The organism is Pseudomonas sp. SWRI179, assembly GCF_014268705.1.
GTDB classification, from domain to species: domain Bacteria; phylum Pseudomonadota; class Gammaproteobacteria; order Pseudomonadales; family Pseudomonadaceae; genus Aquipseudomonas; species Aquipseudomonas zanjanensis.
In genome coordinates this window covers 1-25,950 of record NZ_JABWRA010000041.1, presented here as the reverse complement: position 1 = coordinate 25,950, position 25,950 = coordinate 1, and the positions used below count along the sequence as shown (strand labels likewise).

The window sequence follows — 25,950 nt, the reverse complement described above, 5'->3', positions numbered from 1 at the left end:
TCAAGCCCGCCGACTGGCGCGCTGGCTGCGGTAGGTATCGAGCACGACCGCCACCACGATCACCGCGCCGGTAATGATGCGCTTGGTCGGCTCGGTGGCGCCAATCTGCGCCAGGCCCGCCGCGAGCACGGAGATGATCAGCACGCCAAAGAAGGTGCTGATGACCGAGCCGCGCCCACCCATCAGGCTGGTGCCGCCAATGACGACTGCAGCGATCACTTGCAGCTCGAGCCCCGAACCGGCGTTCGGATCCGCGGCCTCCAGGCGAGAAATCTGGAACAGCGCCGCCACACCGGCCAGCAGACCCATCAGGCTGAACACCAGGATCTTGTAAGGCTTTGGGTTGATGCCGGCCAGGCGCACGGCTTCTTCATTGGTGCCGATGCCGATCAGGTAGCGACCGAACACCGTGCGGGTCAGCACCGCTTGGGCAATGAAGATCACCAGCAAGGCGATGATGAACGAAGGCGAGATGCCAAAGGCGATGGGGTTGGACAGCCAGGCGAACGAGTCGCCGATGTAGGCGGTCCGGGAACCGGTCATCTGGTACGCCAGGCCTCGGGCCATTTCCAGCACGCCGAGGGAGACGATGAACGATGGAATCCGCCATGCCACGGTGATCGAACCGGTGACCGTGCCCGCCAGCGCCGCCACGGCCATGCCGAGCAAGGCCGATGGCCAGACGCTCCAGCCCCAGCCGAGCACGGCCACGCTGACCGTCGAGGCCGCCAGTGCGAGCACCGAGCCCACCGACAGGTCGATGCCGCCGATGATCAGGATGAAGGTCATGCCGACCGCCAGCACCATGAGGTCGGGAATCTGGTTGGCCAAGGTGCTGAACGTGTCATAGGACAGAAAATGGCTGCTCAGGACCGAGAACAGCGCGACCATGGCCAGCAGCGCGCCGGCCAGGCCCAGGTAAGTCCCGAGGCCATAGAAGTTGCCACTCGATTTGCCGACGGCAGATGCGGTTTTCATGAAAAATCCCTAGGCGCTGCTTCGTTGAGCAACGCATCACGTTTCTGGTAGCCGGCGAATGCGGCGGCAAGCAAGTCATCCTGGGTCCAGCTGTCGCGCTCGAAGGTGTCGATCAAGCGTCCGGCGGACAGCACGCCGATCCGGTCACAGATCAACATCAATTCCCGCAGGTCACTGGACACCACGACCAGCGCCTTGCCCTGGCGAGTCAGCTCGCCGAGCAGTGCATAAATGTCGAATTTGGCGCCGACGTCGATGCCACGGGTCGGCTCGTCGAACAGCATGACCGCACAGTCGCGTTCGAGCCAACGACCGATCACGACTTTCTGCTGGTTGCCGCCCGACAATTCGGACACCAATTGGGTTGGGCTGGAACTGCGGATGCGCATGGCATCGACCTGCCGCTGGGCCAAGGCCAATTCGGCATCGCCATTGACCAGGCCGGCGCTGGAAATCTCCGGCATGTTGCCCAGGGCAATGTTGGCGGCGATGGATTGGGTCAGCAGCAGGCCTTCGCCCTTGCGGTCTTCGGTGATCAACGCAATGCCATGGGCCACCGCATCGGCCGGCGAGCGAATGCTCACGACCTGGGCCGGCGAACCCAGCGCCACCGTGCCACTGTCGGCCGGGTCGGCACCGAAGATCAGCCGCAACAACTCGGTGCGCCCGGCCCCGATCAGGCCGGAGATGCCAAAGATCTCGCCACTGCGCACTTCGAAGGACACGTCACGGACCTTGTCGGAACGGGTCAGGCCTTTAACCGTCAACGCCGGTGCGCCGATCTGGCGTGGACCAAGGTCGATATGCTCGCCCAGCTCCCGACCGACCATCAGGGTCACCAGTTGCTCACTGTCGTAGTTGGCCATCGGCTCGACACAGACCAGGTTGCCATCGCGCAGCACGGCAATGCGCTGGGCGACTCGCGCCAGTTCTTCGAGGCGATGGGAAATGTAGATGATCGACACGCCGCGCGCCTGCAAGCGAGTGATCTGCTCAAAAAGCATCTCGACTTCGCGCGCCGTGAGCATGGCGGTCGGCTCATCGAGAATCAGCACATGGCAATCGCCGATCAGGTTGCGGGCTATCTCGACCATCTGCTGGTGACCGATCCCCAGCTCGCCGACCAGCGTGTCGGGATCGATGGCATCGAGCCCCACCTGGGCCATGGCCTCGATCGCCGCCTTGCGCAACTGCTTGCGGCTGATCCAGCCACCGTGGCTGGGCAGGTTGTCGAGAAACAGGTTTTCAGCCACGGACAGGGTCGGCAGCAGGTTGAGTTCCTGCATCACCATGCGCACGCCCAGCTCTTCAGCCTGGGTCCGGCTGCCAGGGCGATAATCCTGACCTTGAAATTGCATCTGCCCGGTCGTCGGCGTCACCAGCCCACCGATGATCTTGGACAAGGTGCTTTTGCCGGCGCCATTTTCACCGGTCAGCGCCAGCACTTCACCGCGCATCAACGTCAAAGTGATATCGGTCAGTACCGGCTGGGCATAGGTCTTGCCGATACCGCTGACGCACAGGACAGCGTTCGGGTCGCGAACGGACATAACAAACTCTCCAATGCGCTCGCCCGGATGGGCGAGCACCGTTGTGTCGCCAGGATTACGGCTTGGTCACCAGCTCGACCGGAGTTTCGATAACGCCGTTGGTGCCGCTGTCGACTTTTTCGCCCTTGAGCATCTTCAGCGCTGTTTCGATGCCGAACACTGCCTGCTTGGCGGCGAACTGGTCGGCAGTCGCCAGGACACGACCGTCCTTGAGCATCGGCTTGATGGCGTTGATGTTGTCGTAGCCGACCACCTGCACCTTGCCGGCCTTGCCCGCCGCGCGCACGGCCGATACGGCACCGACCGCCATGCTGTCGTTACCGGCCAGCAGTGCCTTGATGTTCGGGTATTCGCTGAGCATCGACGCGGCCACCTGGTTGCCCTTGTTGATTTCCCAATCGCCGGATTGCAGGGACACGACCTTGACCCGCGCCGCTTCCATCGCATCCTTGAAGCCCGCGGTGCGGGCCTGGGCGTTGGTGGTGGTGGAGACGCCTTCGATGATGCCGACTTCGTCACCGGCCTTGAGTTGCTTGGCCAGGTATTCGCCCACCAGACGCGCGCCCTTGCGGTTGTCAGGGCCTACGAACGGCACGGTGATGTTCTTGCTCTTGACCACGGCCGGATCGAGCTGGTTATCGATGTTGATGACTGTGATGCCGGCATCCACGGCTTTCTTGATCACCGGCACCATCGCCTTGGAATCCGCGGGCGCGATGATCAGGGCATCGACCTTGGACACGATCATCTGCTCGACGATACGGATCTGGTTGGCGGTGTCGGTTTCATCCTTGATCCCGTTGGAGATCAGGTCGAAATCGGCGGAGTGTTCCTTCTGATAAGCCTTGGCGCCGTCTTCCATGGTCAGGAAGAATTCGTTGGCCAGGGATTTCATGACCAGGGCGACCTTGGGTTTTTCTGCGGTCTGGGCGAATGCCGAGGAGAGAGGCAGCGCAGCGGAGGCGGCCGCGAGCATGGCAACAGCGAGAAGGCGTCCAGCGAATGGCAACTTCATGGGTTCACTCCGATCTTATGATTATTGTGAGCAAATCAGTGCACGGAACGCCGCGCAAACGTTTGCGTGAAGTGAACTATGGTAAGGCTTCGGGGATTTGTCAACGTTGCGGTTTCATCGGCAACGTCGCCGCTCAACGTAGAGACTCAGGCCGTCGTGTTGACCACCGTACCCGAACCGGCGCCCTTGGCCAGCTCCGTGACCAAATGGCCGGTGACTTCCAGCAACGCGCCACTGGTATCGGCGATTTGCCCCTGGATCGCCATGACCGCCGAGGTCTTACCTTCCGGCGTCGGATAGTTGCGCGCCTGGGCGACGGCCAGTTGCTGTTGCTGCTCACGAAGCTGTTGCTGCAGCTCTTGCATCCGCTTGAGCAGCACCTGGACGGCAACGCTCTCGGTGCTACCACCCTCCTGCGCCTGGTCGGTTGCTTCGGCGCTGGCCCCCATGCCCGTGCGGACCTTGCCCGAGGCTCGCGTCGTACCCAAGGCCTCATCGGCGGCCTGGGCTTCTGCCTCGCTCAGCGCCGTCAGGGTGGCTGCGGATTTGCCGCCGATGGTCACGGCTGCCGCACTGGGAAAGCCGATGGAAAAGGCCATATCAAAACTCCATGAAGGGGGATTCCTACGAAGGACATCGCCCGCCGAAACATTTTCTTTAGCGCCCGCTGAGATCAATCGATAGCTTCGCCACCCTGAACGGGTGACACCTGTTTATGCAAGCCGAGAAAAAAATCCTTTCTCCTACACCAAAACGAAAAAAGTGCTGTCAGACGATCTTCTTGAATTTTAAGTAGTTGCGTAAATGCCTACGGTTAAATACTGTATGCCCGTACAGCTTAATAAGGATAATCCTGTGGCCACTCCCTCCGCTGCAACCACCCCCTTAGATTCCTATACGCGACTCGGCCTTCGGGTCTCGAAAATCATCAACGCCCCCACCGCGCAAAAAGCCAAGGCCGCACTGCTCTTCCGCCTTCCCGACGAGCCTGTGGATGAGTGGGAGCGCCTCCTGGAAGAAATCGACGAGAACGACAACGTGACCCTCGCCTATCGCGACGACGGTGGCGTGCAGGTTTTCTGGGTTGTGCCGAAGGAAGATTGAGCGTGATGAGTGTTCGCTGTTTAGCTTTACTGCTTGTGTTTATCGCCACGGGCGCACAGGCCGGTGCCCCACGCACCTTCAACGAAGCCAAGAAAATCGCCTGGAAACTCTACGCCCCGCAATCCACGGAGTTCTATTGTGGCTGCAAATACACCGGCAACCGCGTGAACCTGGCCGCCTGCGGTTATGTACCGCGCAAGAATGCCAGCCGCGCCGCTCGTATCGAGTGGGAGCATATCGTTCCGGCGTGGCAGATCGGCCATCAGCGTCAATGCTGGCAAGCAGGCGGTCGCAAGAACTGCACCCGCTATGATCCGGTCTATCAACGGGCCGAGGCCGACCTGCACAACCTGGTGCCGAGCATCGGGGAAGTGAATGGCGACCGCAGCAATTTCAGTTTCGGCTGGCTGCCGGAGCAAAAGGGCCAATACGGCTCATGCCTGACCCAAGTGGATTTCAAGGCCAAGAAGGTCATGCCCCGCCCTTCCATCCGAGGGATGATCGCTCGGACCTATTTCTACATGAGCAAGCAATATGGCCTGCGCCTGTCGAAACAGGACCGACGCCTGTATGAAGCCTGGGACAAGACCTACCCGGTCGAAAGCTGGGAACGCCAGCGCAACCAGAGCGTGGCGTGCGTCATGGGACGTGGGAACGAGTTCGTGGGGCCGGTGGACATGAAGGCCTGCGGTTGACCTCCCCTTTGTAAACACCACAAACCCACTGTGGGAGCTTGCTCGCGATAGCGGAGTAACAGACAACAGTTTGTCGACTGATACACCGCTATCGCGAGCAGGCTCGCTCCCACAGGTTTTGTTCTGTCCGGTTATTGAGTGACCGGGTAATCCACTACCAACGCCTCGATGTTGCGTTTCTTCGCCCGAACCAACGCGGCCGTGACCTGTTCCTGCTTGGCTTTGGCTTCAGCCTCGGAGCTCAAAGGGCCGACCAGGACGCGTTCCTTGCCGTTTTCCCGCACCACGGTCGACATGAAGCTGTGCTCGATGAGCCAACCGGTCAGGTCGCTGACAGCCTGCGGTGTCTGCCCGCGAACCTCGACGGCCCACTGCGGTGCGGCAGCGGCGGCCGGTGCGGAGGTCACGGCGGGTTTCGGCTTCGGTGCCTCGACGTCACGCCCTTCCCCGCATCCTGCCAGTGCCAATACCGCAATTACCCAAGCCAATTTGCGCACAACGTTTCCCCTGGAAGACATGAGGCACGGATTTTAGCACCCGTGCCCATCTAGATCGCCGCAAACAATGCTCAAAACACGAGAATCCTGCCCGGCGTCTCTGTATAGTCGCACCCTGGGAATTAATGCAGCATCTGCACGTCAGAAAGAGGCACCCACATTGTGACACTTAGCACTAATCTATAAGCAGTACCGACAACTGCACTGTCTGAATCAGGTGCCCTATAAAGCAATCAAGGAGAACACCATGCTGATACTCACCCGCAAAGTCGGTGAAAGCATAAACATTGGTGACGACATCACGATCACCATTCTGGGCGTTAGCGGCCAACAGGTCCGGATCGGCATCAACGCCCCGAAGAACGTTGCGGTGCATCGCGAAGAGATTTATCAGCGCATTCAGGCCGGCCTCACCGCGCCCGACAAGCCGCAAACTCCCTGAGCCTTGCAAGCAGTCCGCAGCCAGCCCGTTTGCATCGTCGCAATGGCTGGCTAAAGATTCTGGTCGACCGCGCCGTACCCTGCCCTCCTCGCCTTTTTTCGTCCCTCCCGTGAACCGATACTAATGGCATGGCCTCTAGCATGGCTGTCAGACGTTTCGTTTTAATGATGACGAAGCAGGCGTTCGCGGCCGGTCAGCCCAGGCCCACGCCGCGCGCCATGCCTGTGGCGGCGACCACCATCAAGATCAGCAACAAGGCTTCGATGTGGCTGATCCGCGCAAGTCGGCCGGCTTTCGAAGGATCGATCGCCGTCCCTTTGCCCAGCGCCATCCGCCATTTGATCAGGGCGATCATCGGCACGATCTCCAGCAGCAGGATCAGCAGCAGCAAGGTCATCTTCAGGTGAAACAGCGGTTGGTGCAGATAATAGTCCGTGCCTTTTTCGAACCCGCCGAACGCTCGCATCCCTCCGGTCACCAACAGCACCAGCGCCGACAAGCCCCACACGTTGTCGGCGACCAAGACACCCCGCACCGCATCCACGCCGCCCGCCAGGCGTCGTAGCGCCGTGCCGCGCGTCAGCACCGCCCAGAACCCGAGGGCGAACGCCAGCAAATGGATTGCCGCAAGCGACCAATGAGCCAACATGGAAGACTCCTGACAGAGAGAACGTCGAATCGACCTGACAGTACTAGCTCATAAAGCAATGATTGCCAGGGTTGGCATGCAAAAAACTGTGGGGGGTATCAGTGACAAAAATGCTGCCTGACACACCGCATTCGCGAGCAGGCTCGCTCCCACAGGGGATTTTTGGTGTATGCGATGGCAGTGAGCCGCGCAAAAAAATGTGGGAGCGGGCTTGCTCGCGAATTCGGTGTGTCAGTCAACAAATCATTAACTGAGGCACCGCATTCGCGAGCAAGCCCGCTCCCACAGGGGGTATTGCAGGCTTTAAAGATCTTAGTCCGCCAGTCGCCAGGTCGTCCCGCCCTTCCCGTCTTCCAGCACCACGCCCATGGCGGTGAGCTGGTCGCGGATGCGGTCGGATTCGGCCCAGTCCTTGTTGGCCCGGGCGGTCAGGCGCGCCTGGATCAAGGCTTCGACCTCGGCGGCGTCCACCCGGCCTTCGGCGCCGGCCTGCAGGAAGTCATCGGCTTCGAGCTGCAACACACCCAGCACGCTGGCCAGTTCTTTCAGGCGGGCCGCGAGACCGGCCGCGGCATTGAGATCGCTCTCACGCAGACGGTTGATTTCGCGCACCATCTCGAACAGCACCGCGCAGGCTTCCGGCGTGCCGAAGTCGTCGTTCATCACTTCGGTGAAACGCGCCACGAACCCTTCGCCACCGGCGGGCGCCACGGCAGGCAGGCCCTTCAACGCGTGGTAGAAACGCTCCAGGGCACCCTTGGCGTCCTTGAGGTTATCTTCCGAGTAGTTGATGGCGCTGCGATAGTGGCTGGATACCAGCAGGTAACGCACGACTTCCGGGTGGTACTTGTCGAGCACGTCGCGGATGGTGAAGAAGTTGTTCAAGGACTTGGACATCTTCTCGCCATTGATGCGAATCATGCCGCAATGCATCCATGCGTTGGCGTAGGTCTTGCCGGTGGCCGCTTCACTCTGGGCGATTTCGTTTTCGTGGTGCGGGAATTCCAGGTCGCTGCCGCCACCATGAATGTCGAAGGTCTCGCCCAGGCAGCAGGTGGACATCACCGAGCACTCGATGTGCCAGCCCGGACGCCCGGCGCCCCATGGCGACTCCCAGCTCGGCTCGCCCGGCTTGGCGCCCTTCCACAGCACGAAGTCCAGCGGGTCTTGCTTCGACTCGTCGACTTCGATGCGTGCGCCGATGCGCAGGTCTTCGATCTTCTTGCGCGACAGCTTGCCGTAGCCCATGAACTTGGCGACGCGGTAGTACACGTCGCCATTGCCCGGTGCGTAGGCATAACCTTTGTCGATCAAGGTCTGGATCATCGCCAGCATGCCTGGGATGTGGTCCGTGGCACGGGGCTCCAGGTCCGGCTTGAGGATATTGAGGCGCGCCTCGTCCTCGTGCATGGCCTTGATCATGCGCTCGGTCAGCGCATCGTAAGGCTCGCCGTTTTCACGGGCACGGTTGATGATCTTGTCTTCGATGTCGGTGATGTTGCGCACGTAAGTCAGGTCGTAGCCACTGAAACGCAACCAGCGGGTCACCAGGTCGAAGGCGACCATGCTGCGACCATGGCCGATGTGGCAGTAGTCGTAGACGGTCATGCCGCAGACATACATGCGGACCTTGTTGCCATCCAGCGGCTTGAAGACTTCTTTGCTCTTGGTGAGCGTGTTGTAGATCGTAAGCACAGGGTTTCCCTTAAGACTTGATCACTGACCCCAGGAATCGCGCAAGGTCACGGTACGGTTGAATACCGGAGCACCGGGTTTCGAGTCCTTGATATCCGCGCAGAAGTAGCCTTCGCGCTCGAACTGGAAACGGTCTTCCGGCTGTGCGTTGCCCAGCGAAGGCTCGGCACGACAACCCGTAAGTACTTGCAGGGAGTCAGGGTTGATGTTGTCCAGGAAGCTGGCGCTGTCTTCGGCCTTCTCCGGGTTCGGCGAACGGAACAGGCGATCGTACAGGCGCACTTCGCACTCGACGCTGGCGGCGGCCGGCACCCAGTGGATCACGCCCTTGACCTTGCGACCTTCCGGGTTCTTGCCCAGGGTGTCGGGATCGTAGGAGCAACGCAGTTCGACGATGTTGCCGTCGGCGTCCTTGATGGCTTCGTCGGCGCGGATCACGTAGCTGCCACGCAGGCGCACTTCACCGGCAGGCTCCAGGCGCTTGTAGCCTTTTGGCGGCTCTTCCATGAAGTCGTCACGGTCGATGTAGATTTCCCGGGCGAATGGCAGGACGCGCACGCCCATGTCTTCTTTCGGGTGGCGCGGCAGCTCGAGGTTCTCGACCTGGCCTTCCGGGTAGTTGGTAATGACGACTTTCAGCGGACGCAGCACGCACATGGCGCGGGGGGCGCTGTGGTCCAGGTCGTCACGGATGCTGAATTCCAGCATGCCGAAGTCCACCACGCCGTCGGAACGGTTGGTGCCGACCATCTCGCAGAAATTGCGGATCGATTTGGGTGTGTAGCCGCGACGACGGAAGCCCGACAGCGTCGACATGCGCGGGTCGTCCCAGCCATTGACGTGCTTCTCGTCCACCAGTTGCTTGAGCTTGCGCTTGCTGGTGATGGTGTAGTTCAGGTTCAGGCGGCTGAATTCGTACTGGCGCGGAGTAGCCGGCACCGGCAGGTGCTCGAGGAACCACTCGTACAACGGACGGTGGCTTTCGAACTCCAGGGTGCAGATCGAGTGAGTGATGCCTTCGATGGCATCCGACTGGCCATGGGTGAAGTCATAGTTGGGGTAGATGCACCATTTGTCGCCAGTCTGGTGGTGATGGGCGTGACGGATGCGGTACATGATCGGATCGCGCAGGTTCATGTTCGGCGAGGCCATGTCGATCTTGGCGCGCAACACCCGGGCACCGTCCGGGAACTCACCGGCGCGCATGCGGGCGAACAGGTCCAGGTTCTCTTCCACGCTGCGCTCACGGAACGGGCTGTTCTTGCCCGGCTCGGTCAGGCTGCCACGGTATTCCTTGGCCTGCTCGGGGGTCAGGTCGCACACGTAGGCGTTGCCGGACTTGATCAGCTCCACTGCCCAGTCGTGCAACTGGTCGAAATATTGCGAGGCGTAGCGCACCTCACCGGACCATTCGAAACCCAGCCACTTGACGTCGCTTTCGATTGCGTCGATGTATTCCTGGTCTTCCTTGGCCGGGTTGGTGTCGTCGAAACGCAGGTGCGTGACGCCGCCGAACTCCTGGGCCAGGCCGAAATTCACGCAGATCGACTTGGCGTGGCCGATGTGCAGGTAGCCGTTGGGTTCCGGTGGAAAACGCGTGACGATCTGTGTGTGCTTACCCGAGTCCAGGTCCGCCTGGATGATCGGGCGCAGGAAATTGACCGGCACGGCCGGGCCGGTCTTGGAATTCGAGGTAGGGTCGACAGTGGGCTTGCTCATAGGATCCTTGAACAGACAAGTGCGCGGCCGGGTGCGGCCTGATAAATCAAAGCCCGTATCATAGCCGATGCTGTCAAGCACCTGACAGGCCAGGCCAGCAAACGATTGAATTTAATCGACGGCCAGATGAAAAACAGCCTCGAATTTCGTGCCTGGCGCGCTAAACTGCCCAACCTGGCGATTGCAGCCGGACCGGTTGCGGGCGTTCGCGCCCCGAAACCCACGAATTTCTTGAAAGAGTAGTAATCATGACCCAAGTCAAACTGACCACCAACCATGGCGACATCGTCCTGGAACTGAACGCCGAGAAGGCTCCGATCACCGTTGCCAACTTCGTTGAATACGTCAAGGCAGGCCATTACGAGAACACCGTTTTCCACCGCGTGATCGGTAACTTCATGATTCAAGGCGGTGGTTTCGAGCCGGGCATGAAGGAAAAGAAAGACAAGCGCCCAAGCATCCAGAACGAAGCCGACAACGGTCTTTCCAACGACAAGTACACCGTCGCCATGGCCCGCACCATGGAACCGCATTCGGCCTCCGCGCAATTCTTCATCAACGTCGCCGACAACTCGTTCCTGAACCACAGTGGCAAGAACGTCCAGGGCTGGGGCTACGCGGTATTCGGTAAAGTCACCGCTGGCACCGACGTGGTCGACAAGATCAAGGGCGTCGCCACCACTTCCAAGGCTGGCCACCAGGACGTCCCGGCAGAAGACGTGATCATCGAGAAAGCCGAGATCATTGAGTGATACTGCTGATTTCAGACTTGCATCTGGAAGAGGAGCGCCCGGACATCACCCGGGCGTTTCTGGATTTACTGGCCACACGCGCCCGTTCGGCGCAAGCGTTGTACATCCTGGGCGACTTTTTCGAAGCCTGGATCGGCGACGATGCGATGACGCCCTTCCAGCGTTCCATCTGCCAGGCCCTGCGCGAATTGAGCGACAGCGGCACGGCCATTTTCCTGATGCACGGCAATCGCGATTTCATGCTGGGGCAGGCCTTCTGCAAAGCGGCCGGCTGCACCCTGCTCAAGGACCCAAGCGTCGTGCAGTTCAATGGTGAGCCGGTGCTGCTGATGCACGGTGATAGCCTCTGCACCCGCGACGAAGGCTACATGAAGCTGCGGCGCTGGCTGCGCAACCCGGTCACGCTGTTCATCCTGCGTCACCTGCCGCTAGGCAGCCGCCAGAAACTGGCGCGCAAGCTGCGCAGCGAAAGCCGCACGCAAACACGCATGAAAGCCAATGACATCGTCGACGTCACGCCTGAAGAGATCCCACGGATCATGCAGCAATACGGCGTGAAGACCCTGGTCCACGGCCACACCCACCGCCCCGCCATCCACAAGTTGCAACTGGGCGAACACGCCGCCCGACGCATCGTGCTGGGGGATTGGGACAAGCAAGGCTGGGCGTTGCAGGTGGATGAACAGGGGTTTGCGTTGGCGCCGTTCGGGTTTGGTAACGCGCAGTTGGCATTGCCAGGAACCTGAAGCATACATAGATCCTGTGGGAGCGGGCTTGCTCGCGAAGGCGATGTGTCAGTCAACATAAAAAATGACTGTCATGCCCCTTTCGCGAGCAAGCCCGCTCCCACATTGGATTGCATCCAACCCTTGGATCAGTGTCCTGCCGATGCAGGCCCAGCCTTCGCCGCAAACGGCGGCTTCGCCAGCCACACCAGCACGATCAACCCCATGAACGCCCACCCCAGCAACGTGAAGTAATCCACGGTGGAGAGCATGTACGCCTGGCTGTTGAGGATCTGGTCGAGCTGGGCATAGGCCGGCGCACTCGCGCCGCCGAGCTGGTTGAGGGCTTCGCGGGTGGTGGGCTCGAAGGTGCTGATGCTTTCGCTCAGGTAGGCGTGATGCTGGTCCGCCCGGCGGATCCAGATCCAGGTGGTCAACGACGCGGCAAAGCTGCCGCCCAGGGTCCGCAGGAACGTCGCCAGCCCCGCGCCGTCGGCAATCTGGTGCGGCGGCAGGTCCGACATCAGGATGCTCAAGGTCGGCATGAAGAACAGCGCCACGCCAATACCCATGAACAACTGCACCAGCGCAATGTGCTGGAAATCCACTTCGTTGGTGAAGCCGGCGCGCATGAAGCAGCTCAGGCCGATGGCCAGGAACGCCAGCCCGGCCAGCAAGCGCAGGTCGAACTTGTGGGCGTACTTGCCGACGAAGGGCGACATCAGCACCGGCAGGATGCCGATCGGCGCCACCGCCAGCCCAGCCCAGGTCGCGGTGTAGCCCATCTGCGTCTGCAGCCATTGTGGCAGGATCAGGTTGATGCCGAAGAACCCGGCATAGCCGCCCACTAGCACAATGGTGCCGATACGGAAGTTGCGATAAGCGAACAGCCGCAGGTTGACCACCGGATGACGATCGGTCATTTCCCAGATCACGAACACCGCCAGGGCAATGACTGAAATCAAGGCTCCGATGACGATGAAGCTCGACTCGAACCAATCCAGGTCGTTGCCCTTGTCGAGGATCACCTGGAGTGCACCGACGCCGATGATCAACGTGATCAACCCGACGTAGTCCATCGGTTGATGACTGGTGACCACAGGCCGGGCCTTGAGCTGCTGGCGCACCACCATCACCGCAAAGATCCCAATCGGCACGTTGATGAAGAAGATCCACGGCCAACTGTAGCTGTCGGTGATCCAGCCGCCGAGGATTGGCCCGGCAATCGGCGCCACCACCGTGACCATCGCCAGCAGCGCCAGTGCCATGCCCCGTCTGGCCGGCGGGTACACGGCAATCAGCAGCGTCTGGGTCATCGGGTACAACGGCCCGGCCACCAGCCCCTGGACCACACGAAAGCCAATCAGCTCCGGCATCGAAGTGGAAATGCCACACAGGAACGAAGCGAGCACGAACAGCATCGTTGCCCACAAAAACAGCTTCACCTCGCCAAAGCGCCGGCTCAGCCAGCCGGTGAGCGGCAGGGCGATGGCGTTGCTCACCGCGAACGAGGTGATCACCCAGGTGCCCTGCTCCGAGCTGACGCCCAGGTTGCCGGAAATGGTCGGCAAGGCGACGTTGGCGATGGTGGTGTCGAGCACTTGCATGAACGTCGCCAGCGACAGCCCGATGGTGCTGAGCAACAGGCTGGGCGGCGTGAAGGACGCGTTATTGCTCATTGCGAGAGTCCTATGAAGCGGAGGTGGCGAAATCCCTTGAGACGGCAAGCCCTCCCTGTGGGAGCGGGCTTGCTCGCGAAGACGATTTCACATTCAACATCTGTGTTGGCTGATACTGCGCATTCGCGAGCAAGCCCGCTCCCACAGGTTTTTTTACCATCCTGCTAATGCACAGATCGCCCGCCAACAGTGGTCAGCGCTGCGCGGTCTTGCTCGCCGCGGCGCTGTTGTCGTGGATCAGGCGAGTGATCATCGCGTCGGCATCGGCCAGTTGTCGGTCATAGACCTGGGTGCTGAACGAGGCTTTCTGCGGTGGTTGCTGGGCCAGCACCGGGCCGCTCTGGTCGTGCAGGTTGACGCTGACCTGGGTCGACAAGCCGACCCGCAGCGGATGCTTGGCCAGCTCCTGGGCATTGATGTGAATCCGCACCGGCACCCGCTGGACGATCTTGATCCAGTTACCGGTGGCGTTCTGCGCCGGCAGCAAGGCAAACGCGCTGCCGGTCCCGGCGCCCAGGCTGTCGATGGTGCCGCTGTACTTCACATCGCTGCCGTACAGGTCGGTTTCGATGTCCACCGGCTGGCCGATGCGCATGTCACGCAGTTGGGTTTCCTTGAAGTTGGCATCGATCCACAGTTGATCCAGCGGGATCACCGCCATCAGCGCCGTGCCCGGCTGCACCCGTTGGCCCAACTGCACGGTGCGCTTGGCGACATAGCCGGTGACTGGCGCGATCAAGGTGCTGCGGGCATTGGTCAGGAAGGCCTGGCGCAGTTGCGCGGCCGCGGCTTGCACATCGGGATGGGATGACACCACGGTATCGTCCACCAACGCGCTGGTCGTCTTGAGCTGTTGCCGGGCATTGGCCAGGGCGTTCTGCGCCGAGGTCAGGTCATCCCGGGCGTGGGACAGTTCTTCCTGGGAAATCGCCCCGCCGGCCGCCAGGTTCTTGCGTCGGCTGTAGTTTTCCTGGGCCTTCTGCACTTCGGCCTCTTGGGCATTGACCTGCGCCCGCATGCCGTCGACGTTGCTGTACAAGCCACGCACCTGGCGCACGGTCCGGGCCAGGTTGGCCTGGGCACTTTGCAGCCCGACTTCGGCATCGTTCGGATCGAATTGCACCAGCACCTGGCCTTCACGCACCAGGTCGCCGTCATCGGCACCGATGCTCACCACGGTCCCGGTGACTTGCGGAGTGATTTCCACCACGTTGCCATTTACATAGGCGTCGTCGGTGCTTTCGCTCCAGCGACCATACAGTTCATGCCAGCCCCACACCCCGAGGCCCGCGAGGATGACGATCAGCGTGAGTGCCAACAGCATGACCTTGCGCTTGCGTGGGTTGCCGCTGTCTTGGGTTTGTGCGGATTGAGTCGTTTCGGCAGTCGCCATGACAAGTACCTCGAATCAGTGGGTCGGCGTGGCAGGGGTCGGCGTGGCCGCCGCCAGGGTCTGGGCTTCGAAACCACCGCCCAGGGCCTGCATCAGTTGGATCGACAAATCGATCTGCTCGGCATTCAGGTTCGCCAGTTGGCGCTGGGCCTGAAGCAATTGCTGCTCGATGCTCAGCACGTCCAGGTAATTGCCGATGCCCGAGCCGTAGCGCTGGACCACGGTGTCGTAGGAGTTCTGCGCAATGTCGGTGGCATGTTGTTGGGCGCCGATCTGGCGAGCGATATCACGCAACTGGTTGATGGTGTCGCTGACATCGCCAAGGGCCGTGACCAGGCTCTTGTTGTACTGCGCCACCGCCAGGTCGTAATCGGCGTCCCGGGCATCCAGGTCCGCACGCAAACGGCCGCCGTCGAAGATCGGCAGCGACACGGTGGGCGCCACGTTGAAGAAACGGCTGGGCGAACCGAACATCGCATCGCCCAGCAACGACTGCACTCCCGCCGCCGCGCTCAGGTTGAGGTTGGGATAGAACTGGGTCTTGCCAGCCTCGATGTTCTTGCTCGCCGCCTCCACCCGCCAGCGCGCCGCGACCAGGTCGGGACGGCGGCCCAGCAGCTCGGCCGGCAGGTTCGACGGCAAGGCGACCGCGCTGGCTTGCAGCACGTTCGGCCGGGCGATTTCGTTGCCACGGTCCGGCCCCTTGCCCAGCAGCACGGCCAGGGCGATCTTGGCGCTCTGCAGGCGTTTCTCGGCGTCGATCAGGGTCGCATCGGCGCTGGCTTCCAGGCTTTCGGTTTGCTGGAACTGATATTCGCTGTCGATCCCGGCGCTGAGACGGCGCTTGCCCAGATCGAGCATTTGCCGGGTGCGCTTGAGGTCCTCGGCGGCCAAGTCATGAATGATGTGGGCCTGGCCCAGGTCGCTGTAGGCCCGGGCCACGTCGGCGGCCAGGGTCAGCTGCGCGGCCTGGCGATCGATCTCGGCGGCGCGGGCCTGGCCCAGGGCGGCTTCCCAGGCGGCACGCTGGCCACCCCAGAGGTCGAAATTGTAGTTGAAGTCCACGCTCAGCGAACGCAGGGTGCTGTAGGCCCCGCCCTGCCCTTGCGGGTCCTGGTCACGGGCCAGGCGCGAACGGCTGACGCTGCCGCTGGCATCCAGGGTCGGCAGGCGTGCGGCGTTGGCGGCATAGGCCACGGCACTGGCCTGGTGGACCCGGGCGCTGGCGACTTGCATGTCCGGGCTGTCGCGCAAGGCTTCACGGATCAGGCCGTCGAGTTGCGGGTCGCCGAGGCTTTTCCACCAATCGTTTTTCGGCCACGCGGCCGGCGACAGCGTGACCCCATTCAACGATTGTCCAGCCTGGAGACTCTTGGCCTCGAGGCTGACGCCTTCGGTCTTCAAGCCACTGTAGCTGGCACAACCGGCGAGGCTCATGGCCAACAGCACCAGGCTCAAGCGGGTACGCAAGGTTTGACGTTTCATTTCTCCCCCAATCGCAACACGGTGATGGGATCACCGGCGGCGAGCAGTATTTTCTTGAGGATGTCTTCGAGGGTTTGCAGCTCCTCGCGGCTGATGGCACCGGCCAATTGATTCATGGCGTCGGCACCAATGAACGGCAGGCGATCGGCGAGGGCCTGGCCAGCTTCGGTCAACACCAATTGCACCTGGCGCCGATCCTCTGCCGAGCGCTGGCGGACCAGGAAACCTTTCTGCTCCAGCCGATCGAGCATGCGCGTCATCGAGCCGCTGTCCAGGGACAGGTAGCGACACAGCTCGACCGGCGTGTCGATGCCGTGCTGGGCCATGATGATCAACACCTTGAACTGCGCGGCGGTGATGCCGACGGGTTCCATGTGGGTGTCGATGATCCGGTCCTTGAGCAGCGCGGCGCGGCCGAGCAGCATGCCGAGGTGGCAATTGTGAAATTCGTCAGGGGTGAAATGCTTCATCCGGGCACCGTTTGCTGCCTAGGCAGTGAATGTATGTCGAAATATTACTGCTTAGGCAGCAAATGTCAAACAAATCGTTAGCGTGCTATTCACCAACAGACGAAACGCAGACAAACCTGTGGGAGCGGGCTTGCTCGCGAATGCGGCGTGTCAGTCAACAAATCGCTAACTGATACACCGCATTCGCGAGCAAGCCCGCTCCCACATTGGACGCTGGGGATTCAGGAAGAGGTTAGAAATCGCGCTTGTAGAAGATATCCAGCGAGCTGGCGACGCCGCTGGCGGCTTCGAGGTAGACCTTCTTGCTGAGCTTGTAGCGCAGGGCGATGGTGTTGGCCGGTTCGAACACGCCGACGCCGTAGCGCAGGCTGAGCTTTTCCGAGAGGTTGCCGCTGGCGACCACGCTGGTGGTATTGCCGCTGCCCTGGGTGTCGAGCTGGAAATCATCGATGCCCAGGTTATTGGCCAGGCTGCTGGTCACCCCCGAACTGCCCATCAACCCCAGGCCCAAGGCGGCCTGGGCGAGCATGTTGTTGTCCTCGCCCGTGGTGCTCAGCGGTCGTCCCAGCACCAGGTAGGACAATGCCTGCTCCTGGCTCATGGCCGGTTCGGAAAAGATTTGCGTGGTCGGTTGCTCGGCGCTGCCGCTCAAGCGAATGCCGGCAATCACATCGTCGGTCTGGCGGATGGCTTCGATGTCCAGGTAGGGCTGGTCGATGGGGCCGGCGAACAGCAGCCGTGCCCGGCGCACCGTCAGCCGTTGCCCGTAGGCGCGATAACGGCCGTCGTTGAGCCACAGTTCACCGCGGGTGTCCATGTTGTCGCCGATGTGCACCTGGCCCTGGACGTTGGCCGTCAGGCCGAAACCCGAGAATGCGAGTTTGTCCTGGCCGACGATCACGTCGATGTCCATCGCCATGGCCAGCGGCGCCTTGCCCTCTTCGGTCTGGTGGCCGACGATCACCGTATCATCCGAGACCTTGACGGTGGACGGTGGCAGTTCGCGAACAGTGATCTCGCCTTTGGGCACCAGGACCTTGCCGGCAATGGAAAGCTGCTCGCCCTGCATCGTGATGTTCAGGTCCGGTGCCACGTCGAGCACCGCATAAGGCTCAACGGTGACCGGCAGTTGCGAGCCCTTGAGGGCCAGGTTCATGGACAGGGCCTCGCCCCAGCCGATGTTCCCGGTCAGGCTGCCCTGCCCGCGCTTGCCACTTTTCCAGTCGCCGTCGAGCCGTACCGTTTCGCCGGCGATCATCGCCCGCACTTGCAAGGCTTCGAGGCTGACCGGCAGCTCCGGCCCGGAGACTTCGCCGTCGCTGAGCACCAGGTTGCCGTTGACCTGGGGCGCGAGCAAACCACCGGATAATGTCCCGCTGCCGTTCAGGTGACCGGTGAGGGTTTCCACCATCGGCACGAACGGCCGGGCCACGGACAAGTCCAGGCCGGTCAGGCGGAATGAGCCGCTCAAGGGCTTGCTCGCCGGCAGCGGGTTGATTTGCGCCTGGAGCATCAGTTCGCCGAGCCTGGCACCGACGAAATTCAGGTCGGTGTCGATGCGCTTGGGGGTCAGGCGGCTGTTGAGCGTCAGGGTCTGGTACGGGAAGTCCAGCCATCGCGGTTTATCACTCGCCTTATCCCGAATCCGCAAGGTGCCTCCACTGGCATCCACCAGGATGCGGCCATTCGGGCCGCTGGCCGGCAGGTCCAATTGCAGGTCCGCGTTGAGCCGGCCCTGCCAGGCAAAATCCTTGGGCATCCACTGGGCCAGGCTTTCGATGGGGAATTGCTTGAGGTGATAGCGCAGCTTTGGCTCCGGCATCAGCCGTTGGTCTTCACCGCACAGGCTGGCTTCACCGGAACGCCAGCAATGGGCACCGACGTTGAGCGTGCCATCGGCCAGGCGTTCGAGTTTCGCCGGGGCTTGCAGGCGCCAGGCTTGGCCGCCGGCCTGCACCTCGCCGCTGGCCAGGCGCCCGCGCCAACTCCCCTGGTCGAGGGCGCCGTCGAGTGCCAGGGTCGTGTCGAGCTGCGGCCCCTGCAAATCCAGGTTCAGTGATTGCCGCTTGATGTCGCCCTGCCCGCTGACGGTCAGCACGCCTAACGACGTTTCGCCGGCGCGGATGCCACTGGCCTTGAGGTCGAGCTTGCCGCGCTGGGCGCTGTCGAGGGTCGCATCGAGGTTCAGGCTTTGCAGGCGATTGTCCTGCAACGCCAACTGCGTGCCTTGCAGGCCGAGCTTGCCTTGGGGCGCCTTGAGCGTGCCGGCCATGTCGACCCGGCCGACCACTTGGCCGCGCAGTTGCGGCCAGAGCTGGGCCAGGCGCGAGAGCTTGATGTCGATCTGGCCGGTGAGTTTCTGTTGCAGGCTGGCGCTGCCGTTGATGCGGTTGTCTCCCAGGCGGATATCCAGCGCGCTGAGGTTCCACTGCTCGCCGGCACCGCTGGCCTTGGCCTGGAATTGCGCCGGTTGGCCGCGCAGCTTGCCCTTGAGGTCCAGGTCCGCGTCGAGGTCGAGGCGGTCGTTCTTCATCGCTCCTTTGCTGCGCAACGGCCCGGCCAGGGTCCCGGGCAGTTCGCCCAGCCAGTACGCCGGGTTGATAGCCGACAGTTGCAGCGCCGTGTCCCAGGCAATGCCGTCGGCAAATTGCAGGCTCAGGTGCCCTTCGGCCTTGCCCTGCCCCGCGGCGAGCTTGAGCTGTGGCAGATGAATTTGCGTCAGGTCGCCGCTGAAGGGGCTGTCCAGGCTGAAGGCTCCGGCCGGTCCGTCCAGGGCGGCTTGGAAGTTGCCGAGGTATTTACCGTCGGTGTACGAGACTTCGCCGTTGAAGCTGCGCAAGGTCACCTGCGGCTCGTCGATCAGCGGATAAAGGCGATGCCAGGGGAAATCCAGCCAGGCGACTTTCGCCTCGGCGCTCAGGCCTTCGCGCCAGTCCAACTGCCCGTTGAGCTTCAGGCTTTGCTGATCGCCAGCGTCCAGGTCCAAACCGGCGATGTGTGCGCCATTGGCATCCACGGTGCCTTGTAGCAGCAACGCCACCGGTCCTTTCTCGGCCGGCAGGGTCGCCTTGCCGAGCAGTTGGTAGCCGTTTTTCAGATCGCCTGCGCCGGTCAGTTCCAGCTGGTTGAGCAACAAGGTGTCGGGCAGATCGCCGCTGGCCTTGAAGCCGTCGGCAGTGATGCGCACCTTGGCCGGCAGGTTGTCCGCCAACGGTTGCAGCTCACCGGTCAACTGGCCTTGCAGGTAGCCGCTGCTGGCGGCCTTGAGGTTGAGGGTCTTGAGCAGGTTGCCGTCGACTTTCAGCTCCAGGGCCCAGGGCGCCGCACCTGGCGCCGGCAAGGTCAATCGGCCTTCGGCGCTCAATGGCCAGTCGCCGCCCGGCTTCAACAAGCCGGACAGCTGCAGACCCAGCGCGTCGCGCTGTAATTGCACCGAATCGATCCGCAGGCCCTCGGCGGTCCAATGGGCAACCAATTGCAAGCCCTTGAGCTGCTCGCTGCCGTTGAACGACAGGCTGCCGACTTGCACATCGCCCAGTTCGATCGCGAGCGGCAAGTCCAGGTCCGGCAAGCTGATCGGGCCGCTGCTTGGCTCATCGGCCGAGGCTGGCAATTGCAACGCGATCTGGTCGGCCTTGAGCTGCTCGATGCACAGGGTCATGCGCACCAGGCACAGCGGCGACCAGGCGAATATCAGCCGATCCACCTCCACCCGACTGTCGCCCTGCTGCCACAGCAGCCGATCGGCGCTCCACTGCCCGCCCAGCCGGCCCTGGAAATTTTCCACGCTCAGCCCAGGCACCAGGCCAAGGGCCCAGCGGCTGCCAAAGGCCGTGCCCAGCGCCACGCTCAAGGCCAGCACGAGCGCCAGCAATACCCCGGCGAGCGCCAGCAGCGTTTTCTTCAAACCACGCGTCACAGCTCAGGCCCCATGGAAAAGTGCAATCGAATGCCGCCCTCGTCGTCCATCGCATGGGCCAGGTCCAGGCGGATCGGCCCCACCGGCGACACCCAACGCACGCCAACACCCACGCCGGTCTTCAGGCTCGGGAGCTCCAGGCTATTAAAGGAGTTGCCCTGGTCGATGAACGTCGCCACCCGCCATTTTTCCGCGATGGAATATTGATACTCCAGGCTGCCGGCGACCATGTAGCGACCACCGATACGATCGCCCTCGGAGTTCTCCGGAGACAGGCTCTGGTAGTCGTAACCGCGCACGCTCTGGTCGCCACCGGCGAAGAAGCGCAGGGACGGCGGAATGGATTTATAGCCATTGGTGGCGCTCCCGCCGATCTGCGCCCGAGCCAGCAGCCGATGCTTGTCGAACACGGTGGTCAGGCCCTTGACCATGGCGGTGCCGTATAACAGGTTGTTGTCCGAACCCAGGCCTTCCTTGGCGACCTTGGTGTCGAACTGCAAACGGTAGCCGTTGTGCGGGTCGATGCGGTTGTCGCTGCGCAGGTAGGAATAACTCACGCCGGGCATCAACAACGTGCTCAGGCCCGCATCGTCGCCGAGGCGGTACTCCTCGCGCTGCCACTTGAGCGACACCACCCGCTGCCAGCCACTGGGCAACTTGCTGTGCCATTCCGGGCCCACGGTGAGCAGTTTGCTGAGGCTGTCGGTGCCGGCCAGTTCTTCATATTGATAACCGCCGGCGTAGCGCATCTTGTCGGTCAGCGGCGGGTCCAGCGGCACGTCGTACCACAGGCCGACGTTCTGCCGGGGCGCCGACACTTCCGCTTCCCAGCCATAACTGTGGCCCTGGGGGTTGACCCAGTGACGCGTCCAGTTGGCTTTGGCCCGGGGACCGACGTCGGTGGAAAAGCCCAGGCCCAGGCCCATGGTGCGCGGCTTGCGCGTGTCGAGCTTGACCGCCACCGGAATCACGTTATCGGTGGCAGCGGTGGGCGCGGCATCGACGCGCACGCCTTCGAAATAACCGCTCGATTGCAGGGCCTGGTTGAGTTCTGCGATGAGTTCGGAATCGTACGCCGTGCCGGCCTTGAACGGCACCATGCGTTGCAGCAAGTCTTCGTCGAACGGCGTGTCGCCCTCGAAGCTGACCGGACCCAAGGCATAACGCGGGCCGCTGTCGTAGACCAGCTCGATGTCGGCGAGGCCCGCCTGAGGGTCTACCAGGAGTTTCTGCTGGGTAAAGCGCCCACTGAAATAGCCATAGCGCGAGGCCTGGTTCTGGATGACCCGCTTGGCATCTTCGTAACGGCCATGGTTGAGCACCGCGCCGGGTTTCAGGCCGGCGTTGCCGGGTACGCGAAAAGCCTTGAGCGAAGCCGCCGGGCCATCGATGCGCACAGTGACATTGCGCAAGTGCACCGGCTCGCCGGGGTCGATGGTCAGCACCAGGCGCGGGTCCTTGCCGCCCTTGACCTCACTGTCGATCTGCGGCTGGTAGTAGCCCAGCGCCTGGGCGGCCTTGCGCGCCTGTTCCTCGGCGCCGCGACTGAAGCGCAGCAAGGCCTCCTCGTCACGATCACCCAAGCCACCGATGTAACCTTCTACGTTGGCCTTTAGTTCGTCGTTGGACGGCTGGACGCGTACTTCCAATTCACTTTTTGCCAGGGCCACGCAGCTGAGGGACAGCAAGAGCGCGCCACTGATCATTCTTCCTGAGCGGTTCATGGCGCGGATGCTATCACGAGCGTAGGTGCCTGATAGAGCCGGACATTTCCTAAAAGTTCGCCCGACTATGCCGTTGCGCTTTGCAGAACCTGCGGGTTGGCGTGGAAGAACACATGCTCGCGGATCGGTCCTACCGCCACTTCCCCGATTTCCTCGTAACCTTGGCGTTTATAAAACTCCAGGTAACGCGGGTTACCGGTGTCCAGCACCACGCCCCGGGAATGTTCGTCCACCGCACACCAGTTATGCACCGCCGTGAGCAACTGTTCGCCGAAATGCTTGCCCTGGAACTGTGGGTGCACCCCCAGCAGCGGCAGTACATGGACCGCATCGGACGGCAGGCAGGCCAGCACCGCTGCGTGATAGTCCAAGTAGCGCCTTGTGCAACGAAAACCAGTGCTCAAGACCATGCGCAGGCGCCAGGCCCAGCTTTCGGTGATGCCCAGGCGCCGTTGTGGCGGGGCGATCAGGGCGATGCCGATCAGGCGGTCGTTGACCAGCAGGCCGATGGCCGGCAGGTCCTGGAGAAAATGCTGCTTGACCAGCTCACGCACCGTGGCCCGTACCCGCTGTTCATAACCGGGACGCTCGGATTCGAACAGGTAGCTGAAGGTCGGCTCATGGCGATAGGCCTGGTACAGCAACGAACGGGCTTCACGGGAATAACCACTGTCGAGCATATGGACGTCGGCGATGGCGGTTTCAGGCATGGCGTTGGATCTCCTGGGGCGAGGCTCGGTAAGGCCCTGCTCTTATTGAGTACGAGCTCGATAGGATCGTGATCGTTCCTACGTGCAAAGGACATTAGCAGCGCATTTGTCCTACTGCCACGCTAGCTCCCTTCCCACATGTCAGCTAGCATCGCAGTTTTGCCAGGACAGCCGACCATGAAGATCGTCTCCTTCAACATCAACGGGCTGCGCGCCCGCCCCCATCAGCTGGCGGCGCTGATCGAGAAGCATCAGCCGGATGTGATCGGGCTGCAGGAAACCAAGGTCCACGACGAACAGTTTCCCCTGGCCGAAGTGCAGGCCCTGGGCTACCACGTGCATTACCACGGGCAAAAAGGCCACTACGGCGTCGCCCTGCTCTCCCGCCAGGCGCCGCTGAGCCTGTACAAAGGCTTCGAAGGTGACGACGAAGACGCCCAGCGGCGCTTCATCTGGGGCACCTTCGCCGATGCCAATGGCGTGCCGGTGACCATCATGAACGGTTATTTCCCACAGGGTGAAAGCCGCGACCACCCGACCAAATTCCCGGCCAAGGAACGTTTCTACAGCGATCTGCAGCATCTGCTGGAAAGCCGCTTCAGCAACGACCAGCCGGTGGTGGTAATGGGTGACGTGAACATTTCCCCGGAAGACTGCGACATCGGCATCGGCCCGGACAACATGAAGCGCTGGCTGAAGACCGGCAAATGCAGCTTCCTGCCGGAAGAGCGCGAATGGATGGCCCGCCTGAAGAACTGGGGCCTGGTGGACAGCTTCCGCCACCTGAACCCGGACGTCACCGACCGTTTCAGCTGGTTCGACTACCGCAGCCGCGGTTTCGAGGACGAGCCCAAGCGCGGCCTGCGCATCGACCTGATCCTCACCTCCCACGGCCTGCTGCCACGGGTCAAGGATGCCGGCGTGGACTACGAGCTGCGGGGCATGGAAAAACCCTCGGACCATGCGCCGATCTGGTTGCAGTTGGGCTAAGTCCGAAGCATCCACATCCCCCTGTGGGAGCGGGCTTGCTCGCGAAGGCGTCGGCACATTCAACATTTATGTCGATTGACACACCGCTTTCGCGAGCAAGCCCGCTCCCACAGGAGATTTGTGGTGAGTCGGGCTAACAGGTAGCACCCCTGTCACCTTTCAGTAACCTGACTGACTTAATCTTCCGGCACTTCCTCGGGTTCAGCAGGTGTCGGCATGCGGCTGTGTGTTGTCTTTTTCATGGGCCTCTGGCTGCCGTTCGTGGCATGGGCCGGCAATTTGCCCATTCCCGAACACGGCCCAGCCTTGCGCCTGCAGGGTTCCAATACCATCGGTGCGGCGCTGGGACCGGCGCTGGTCAGGGGATTGATGGAGGACCAGGGGCTACTCAGGGTCAGCAGCGAAATCACAGGGCGCGACAATGAGCAGCGCATCGTCGGCCAGACTGCCGATGGCCGGCGGGTGCAGGTCGATATCGCGGCCCACGGCTCCAGCACCGGCTTTGCTGCCCTTAAACAGGCCAGCACCGACCTGGCGGCATCCTCCCGGCCGATCAAGGACAGCGAACTGAAGGACTTGTCGTCCCTGGGCGACCTGAAAAGTCCTGCCGCCGAACAAGTCATCGCCATCGATGGCCTGGCGATCATCCTTCATCCCCACAACCCACTGCGCCAGCTCGATACCGTACAGCTGGCTCGAATATTCAGCGGCGAGGCAAAAACCTGGGAAGCCGTCGGCGGCACGGGCGGGCCGATTCATCTGTACGCCAGGGATGAGCAGTCCGGCACCTACGACACCTTCAAGGAACTGGTCCTTAGCCGACAGGGAAAACGGCTGGATCCTACAGCGCGACGCTTCGAATCCAGCGAACAGTTGTCCGACGCGGTCAGCCAGGACCCGCAAGGCATCGGTTTCATCGGTTTGCCCTACGTGCGCCAGGCCAAGGCGCTGGCCATTGTCGACGGCGCATCCCAGCCCATGCTGCCGCTTAACCACCTGATCGCCACCGAGGACTACCCGCTTTCCCGGCGCCTGTTTTTCTATCTGCCGCCCTGGGGCACCAACCCCTGGGCCGAAGCGTTGGTGGCGTTTACCCAAAGCGACAAAGGCCAGGCCATCGTCGCCGCCAACGGTTTCATCGCCCAGACCGTCCAAGCCATGGCCGTCGCACCGAATGCACTGATGCCCGAGGGCTACCAGGCCCTGAGCCGCCATGCCCAACGCTTGACCGTGAATTTTCGTTTCGAAGAAGGCAGCGCCAGCCTGGACAACAAGGCCCACCAGGACCTGGGCCGTGTGCTCGACTATATAAAGCAGCATGGCAAAGCCGACCGACGCGTGACCCTGGTGGGCTTTGGCGACGCCAAGGACGACCCGGCGCGGGCCGATCTGTTGTCCAAACTGCGGGCCATGGCGGTGCGACGGGAATTGGTCAAATACGGCGTGGCGCTGCGGGAAGTGCGAGGGTTCGGGGCGTTGATGCCGGTGGCGGCCAACAGCGAGGATGAAGGACGGGTCAGGAATCGGCGGGTGGAGGTTTGGGTTTACTAGCAACGACGCCATCAAACGCCTAACCCGCTTTTGTGGCGAGGGAGCTTGCTCCCGCTGGGTGGCGCAGCCGCCCCAAGCATTGTGTGTCGAACCAAAAACTTGGGCCTGCTACGCAGTCCAGCGGGAGCAAGCTCCCTCGCCACAAAAGCCTTATGTTTATCGCATTAATCTCGGCGTAAGACCGAACGACCTCACCTTGCGCCATTGC

At 62.1% G+C, this 25,950-nt stretch carries 22 protein-coding genes; 7 read left to right on the top strand and 15 right to left on the bottom strand.

What is annotated here, in order from left to right; genetic code table 11:
• From HU767_RS21185 to HU767_RS21170, 4 genes are all read right to left on the bottom strand, one after another.
• The gene (locus tag HU767_RS21185) at window positions 1-978 is read right to left on the bottom strand and encodes an ABC transporter permease (protein ID WP_186706631.1); all 978 of its coding nucleotides are present in this window, start codon (window positions 976-978) and stop codon (window positions 1-3) included.
• Complete coding sequence (locus tag HU767_RS21180; RefSeq protein WP_186706630.1) at window positions 975-2,528, bottom strand: sugar ABC transporter ATP-binding protein; 1,554 nt, start codon at window positions 2,526-2,528, stop codon at window positions 975-977. The genes HU767_RS21185 and HU767_RS21180 overlap by 4 nt, the downstream gene beginning before the upstream one ends.
• A gap of 55 nt (window positions 2,529-2,583) precedes the next feature.
• Complete coding sequence (locus HU767_RS21175) at window positions 2,584-3,543, bottom strand: sugar ABC transporter substrate-binding protein (protein WP_186730388.1); 960 nt, start codon at window positions 3,541-3,543, stop codon at window positions 2,584-2,586.
• A 146-nt stretch (window positions 3,544-3,689) separates the two neighbouring features.
• On the bottom strand, window positions 3,690-4,142 hold the full coding sequence (locus HU767_RS21170; RefSeq protein ID WP_186706628.1) for a hypothetical protein: 453 nt from the start codon (window positions 4,140-4,142) through the stop codon (window positions 3,690-3,692).
• A gap of 205 nt (window positions 4,143-4,347) precedes the next feature.
• Here HU767_RS21170 and HU767_RS21165 point away from each other — a divergent pair, with 205 nt between their 5' ends.
• Complete coding sequence (locus tag HU767_RS21165; protein ID WP_186706627.1) at window positions 4,348-4,647, top strand: DUF1654 domain-containing protein; 300 nt, start codon at window positions 4,348-4,350, stop codon at window positions 4,645-4,647.
• A 5-nt stretch (window positions 4,648-4,652) separates the two neighbouring features.
• A complete protein-coding gene (locus HU767_RS21160) occupies window positions 4,653-5,342 on the top strand; it encodes an endonuclease I family protein (protein WP_186706626.1) in 690 nt (229 codons plus the stop codon).
• 131 nt (window positions 5,343-5,473) lie between these two features.
• On the opposite strand, the gene HU767_RS21155 is transcribed toward HU767_RS21160, so the two are convergent.
• Window positions 5,474-5,839 carry an SPOR domain-containing protein gene (locus tag HU767_RS21155; RefSeq protein WP_186706625.1) on the bottom strand — a complete coding sequence of 122 codons (366 nt, stop codon included), beginning with the start codon at window positions 5,837-5,839 and terminating at the stop codon, window positions 5,474-5,476.
• Between the two features lie 247 nt (window positions 5,840-6,086).
• Between HU767_RS21155 and csrA the strand changes: the two genes are divergently transcribed.
• Window positions 6,087-6,281 (top strand): carbon storage regulator CsrA, encoded by a 195-nt coding sequence (gene csrA, locus HU767_RS21150; RefSeq protein WP_003179932.1) that lies wholly within the window; start codon window positions 6,087-6,089, stop codon window positions 6,279-6,281.
• Between the two features lie 193 nt (window positions 6,282-6,474).
• Here the strand turns inward: csrA and HU767_RS21145 are convergent, their stop codons facing one another.
• The 3 genes from HU767_RS21145 to HU767_RS21135 all read right to left on the bottom strand — a co-directional run bounded on the left by HU767_RS21145 (window position 6,475) and on the right by HU767_RS21135 (window position 10,344).
• Window positions 6,475-6,930, bottom strand: coding sequence for a DUF2214 family protein (locus HU767_RS21145; protein ID WP_186706624.1), 456 nt, complete (start codon window positions 6,928-6,930; stop codon window positions 6,475-6,477).
• A gap of 312 nt (window positions 6,931-7,242) precedes the next feature.
• Window positions 7,243-8,625, bottom strand: coding sequence for a cysteine--tRNA ligase (gene cysS / locus HU767_RS21140; protein WP_186730387.1), 1,383 nt, complete (start codon window positions 8,623-8,625; stop codon window positions 7,243-7,245).
• 21 nt (window positions 8,626-8,646) lie between these two features.
• Window positions 8,647-10,344 (bottom strand): glutamine--tRNA ligase/YqeY domain fusion protein, encoded by a 1,698-nt coding sequence (locus HU767_RS21135; RefSeq protein WP_186730386.1) that lies wholly within the window; start codon window positions 10,342-10,344, stop codon window positions 8,647-8,649.
• Window positions 10,345-10,592: 248 nt separating this feature from the next.
• On the opposite strand from HU767_RS21135, the gene HU767_RS21130 reads away from it, so the two are divergent.
• Entirely contained in the window at window positions 10,593-11,096 is a 504-nt protein-coding gene (locus HU767_RS21130; RefSeq protein WP_053121103.1) for a peptidylprolyl isomerase, read from the top strand.
• Window positions 11,093-11,842: a UDP-2,3-diacylglucosamine diphosphatase gene (locus HU767_RS21125; RefSeq protein ID WP_186706621.1), complete on the top strand. Its 750-nt coding sequence runs from the start codon at window positions 11,093-11,095 to the stop codon at window positions 11,840-11,842. The genes HU767_RS21130 and HU767_RS21125 overlap by 4 nt, the downstream gene beginning before the upstream one ends.
• Before the next feature lie 128 nt (window positions 11,843-11,970).
• On the opposite strand, the gene HU767_RS21120 is transcribed toward HU767_RS21125, so the two are convergent.
• The 7 genes from HU767_RS21120 to HU767_RS21090 form a co-directional block, all read right to left on the bottom strand.
• The gene (locus HU767_RS21120) at window positions 11,971-13,500 is read right to left on the bottom strand and encodes a DHA2 family efflux MFS transporter permease subunit (RefSeq protein WP_186730385.1); all 1,530 of its coding nucleotides are present in this window, start codon (window positions 13,498-13,500) and stop codon (window positions 11,971-11,973) included.
• A 193-nt stretch (window positions 13,501-13,693) separates the two neighbouring features.
• Window positions 13,694-14,893 (bottom strand): HlyD family efflux transporter periplasmic adaptor subunit, encoded by a 1,200-nt coding sequence (locus HU767_RS21115; RefSeq protein ID WP_186730384.1) that lies wholly within the window; start codon window positions 14,891-14,893, stop codon window positions 13,694-13,696.
• Window positions 14,894-14,908: 15 nt separating this feature from the next.
• Window positions 14,909-16,378 carry an efflux transporter outer membrane subunit gene (locus tag HU767_RS21110; RefSeq protein ID WP_186730383.1) on the bottom strand — a complete coding sequence of 490 codons (1,470 nt, stop codon included), beginning with the start codon at window positions 16,376-16,378 and terminating at the stop codon, window positions 14,909-14,911.
• Entirely contained in the window at window positions 16,375-16,848 is a 474-nt protein-coding gene (locus HU767_RS21105; protein WP_186706617.1) for a MarR family transcriptional regulator, read from the bottom strand. The genes HU767_RS21110 and HU767_RS21105 overlap by 4 nt, the downstream gene beginning before the upstream one ends.
• Window positions 16,849-17,080: 232 nt before the next feature.
• A complete protein-coding gene (locus tag HU767_RS21100; RefSeq protein ID WP_186730382.1) occupies window positions 17,081-20,767 on the bottom strand; it encodes a translocation/assembly module TamB domain-containing protein in 3,687 nt (1,228 codons plus the stop codon).
• Window positions 20,764-22,473, bottom strand: coding sequence for an autotransporter assembly complex family protein (locus HU767_RS21095; RefSeq protein WP_186730405.1), 1,710 nt, complete (start codon window positions 22,471-22,473; stop codon window positions 20,764-20,766). Before HU767_RS21095 ends, HU767_RS21100 begins: the two co-directional genes overlap by 4 nt.
• 83 nt (window positions 22,474-22,556) lie before the next feature.
• Window positions 22,557-23,201, bottom strand: coding sequence for a GNAT family N-acetyltransferase (locus tag HU767_RS21090; protein WP_186706615.1), 645 nt, complete (start codon window positions 23,199-23,201; stop codon window positions 22,557-22,559).
• Window positions 23,202-23,378: 177 nt separating this feature from the next.
• Between HU767_RS21090 and xthA the strand changes: the two genes are divergently transcribed.
• Both xthA and HU767_RS21080 read left to right on the top strand, forming a co-directional pair.
• Window positions 23,379-24,191: an exodeoxyribonuclease III gene (gene xthA / locus HU767_RS21085; RefSeq protein ID WP_186706614.1), complete on the top strand. Its 813-nt coding sequence runs from the start codon at window positions 23,379-23,381 to the stop codon at window positions 24,189-24,191.
• A gap of 216 nt (window positions 24,192-24,407) precedes the next feature.
• On the top strand, window positions 24,408-25,742 hold the full coding sequence (locus HU767_RS21080; protein WP_186706613.1) for a phosphate ABC transporter substrate-binding/OmpA family protein: 1,335 nt from the start codon (window positions 24,408-24,410) through the stop codon (window positions 25,740-25,742).
• The last annotated feature ends 208 nt before the right edge of the window (window positions 25,743-25,950 follow it).

What these genes read in the sequence shown, in the direction of transcription:
- HU767_RS21120 (WP_186730385.1), bottom strand. Translation starts at nt 13,500, where the DNA reads ATGAGCAATAACGCGTCCTTCACGCCGCCCAGCCTGTTGCTCAGCACC.
- HU767_RS21170 (WP_186706628.1), bottom strand. Translation starts at nt 4,142, where the DNA reads ATGGCCTTTTCCATCGGCTTTCCCAGTGCGGCAGCCGTGACCATCGGC.
- HU767_RS21160 (WP_186706626.1), top strand. Translation starts at nt 4,653, where the DNA reads ATGAGTGTTCGCTGTTTAGCTTTACTGCTTGTGTTTATCGCCACGGGC.
- HU767_RS21110 (WP_186730383.1), bottom strand. Translation starts at nt 16,378, where the DNA reads ATGAAACGTCAAACCTTGCGTACCCGCTTGAGCCTGGTGCTGTTGGCC.
- HU767_RS21095 (WP_186730405.1), bottom strand. Translation starts at nt 22,473, where the DNA reads ATGATCAGTGGCGCGCTCTTGCTGTCCCTCAGCTGCGTGGCCCTGGCA.
- HU767_RS21130 (WP_053121103.1), top strand. Translation starts at nt 10,593, where the DNA reads ATGACCCAAGTCAAACTGACCACCAACCATGGCGACATCGTCCTGGAA.
- HU767_RS21180 (WP_186706630.1), bottom strand. Translation starts at nt 2,528, where the DNA reads ATGTCCGTTCGCGACCCGAACGCTGTCCTGTGCGTCAGCGGTATCGGC.
- csrA (WP_003179932.1), top strand. Translation starts at nt 6,087, where the DNA reads ATGCTGATACTCACCCGCAAAGTCGGTGAAAGCATAAACATTGGTGAC.
- HU767_RS21145 (WP_186706624.1), bottom strand. Translation starts at nt 6,930, where the DNA reads ATGTTGGCTCATTGGTCGCTTGCGGCAATCCATTTGCTGGCGTTCGCC.
- HU767_RS21090 (WP_186706615.1), bottom strand. Translation starts at nt 23,201, where the DNA reads ATGCCTGAAACCGCCATCGCCGACGTCCATATGCTCGACAGTGGTTAT.
- HU767_RS21185 (WP_186706631.1), bottom strand. Translation starts at nt 978, where the DNA reads ATGAAAACCGCATCTGCCGTCGGCAAATCGAGTGGCAACTTCTATGGC.
- HU767_RS21080 (WP_186706613.1), top strand. Translation starts at nt 24,408, where the DNA reads ATGCGGCTGTGTGTTGTCTTTTTCATGGGCCTCTGGCTGCCGTTCGTG.
- HU767_RS21135 (WP_186730386.1), bottom strand. Translation starts at nt 10,344, where the DNA reads ATGAGCAAGCCCACTGTCGACCCTACCTCGAATTCCAAGACCGGCCCG.
- HU767_RS21165 (WP_186706627.1), top strand. Translation starts at nt 4,348, where the DNA reads ATGCCTACGGTTAAATACTGTATGCCCGTACAGCTTAATAAGGATAAT.
- HU767_RS21105 (WP_186706617.1), bottom strand. Translation starts at nt 16,848, where the DNA reads ATGAAGCATTTCACCCCTGACGAATTTCACAATTGCCACCTCGGCATG.
- HU767_RS21115 (WP_186730384.1), bottom strand. Translation starts at nt 14,893, where the DNA reads ATGGCGACTGCCGAAACGACTCAATCCGCACAAACCCAAGACAGCGGC.
- xthA (WP_186706614.1), top strand. Translation starts at nt 23,379, where the DNA reads ATGAAGATCGTCTCCTTCAACATCAACGGGCTGCGCGCCCGCCCCCAT.
- HU767_RS21175 (WP_186730388.1), bottom strand. Translation starts at nt 3,543, where the DNA reads ATGAAGTTGCCATTCGCTGGACGCCTTCTCGCTGTTGCCATGCTCGCG.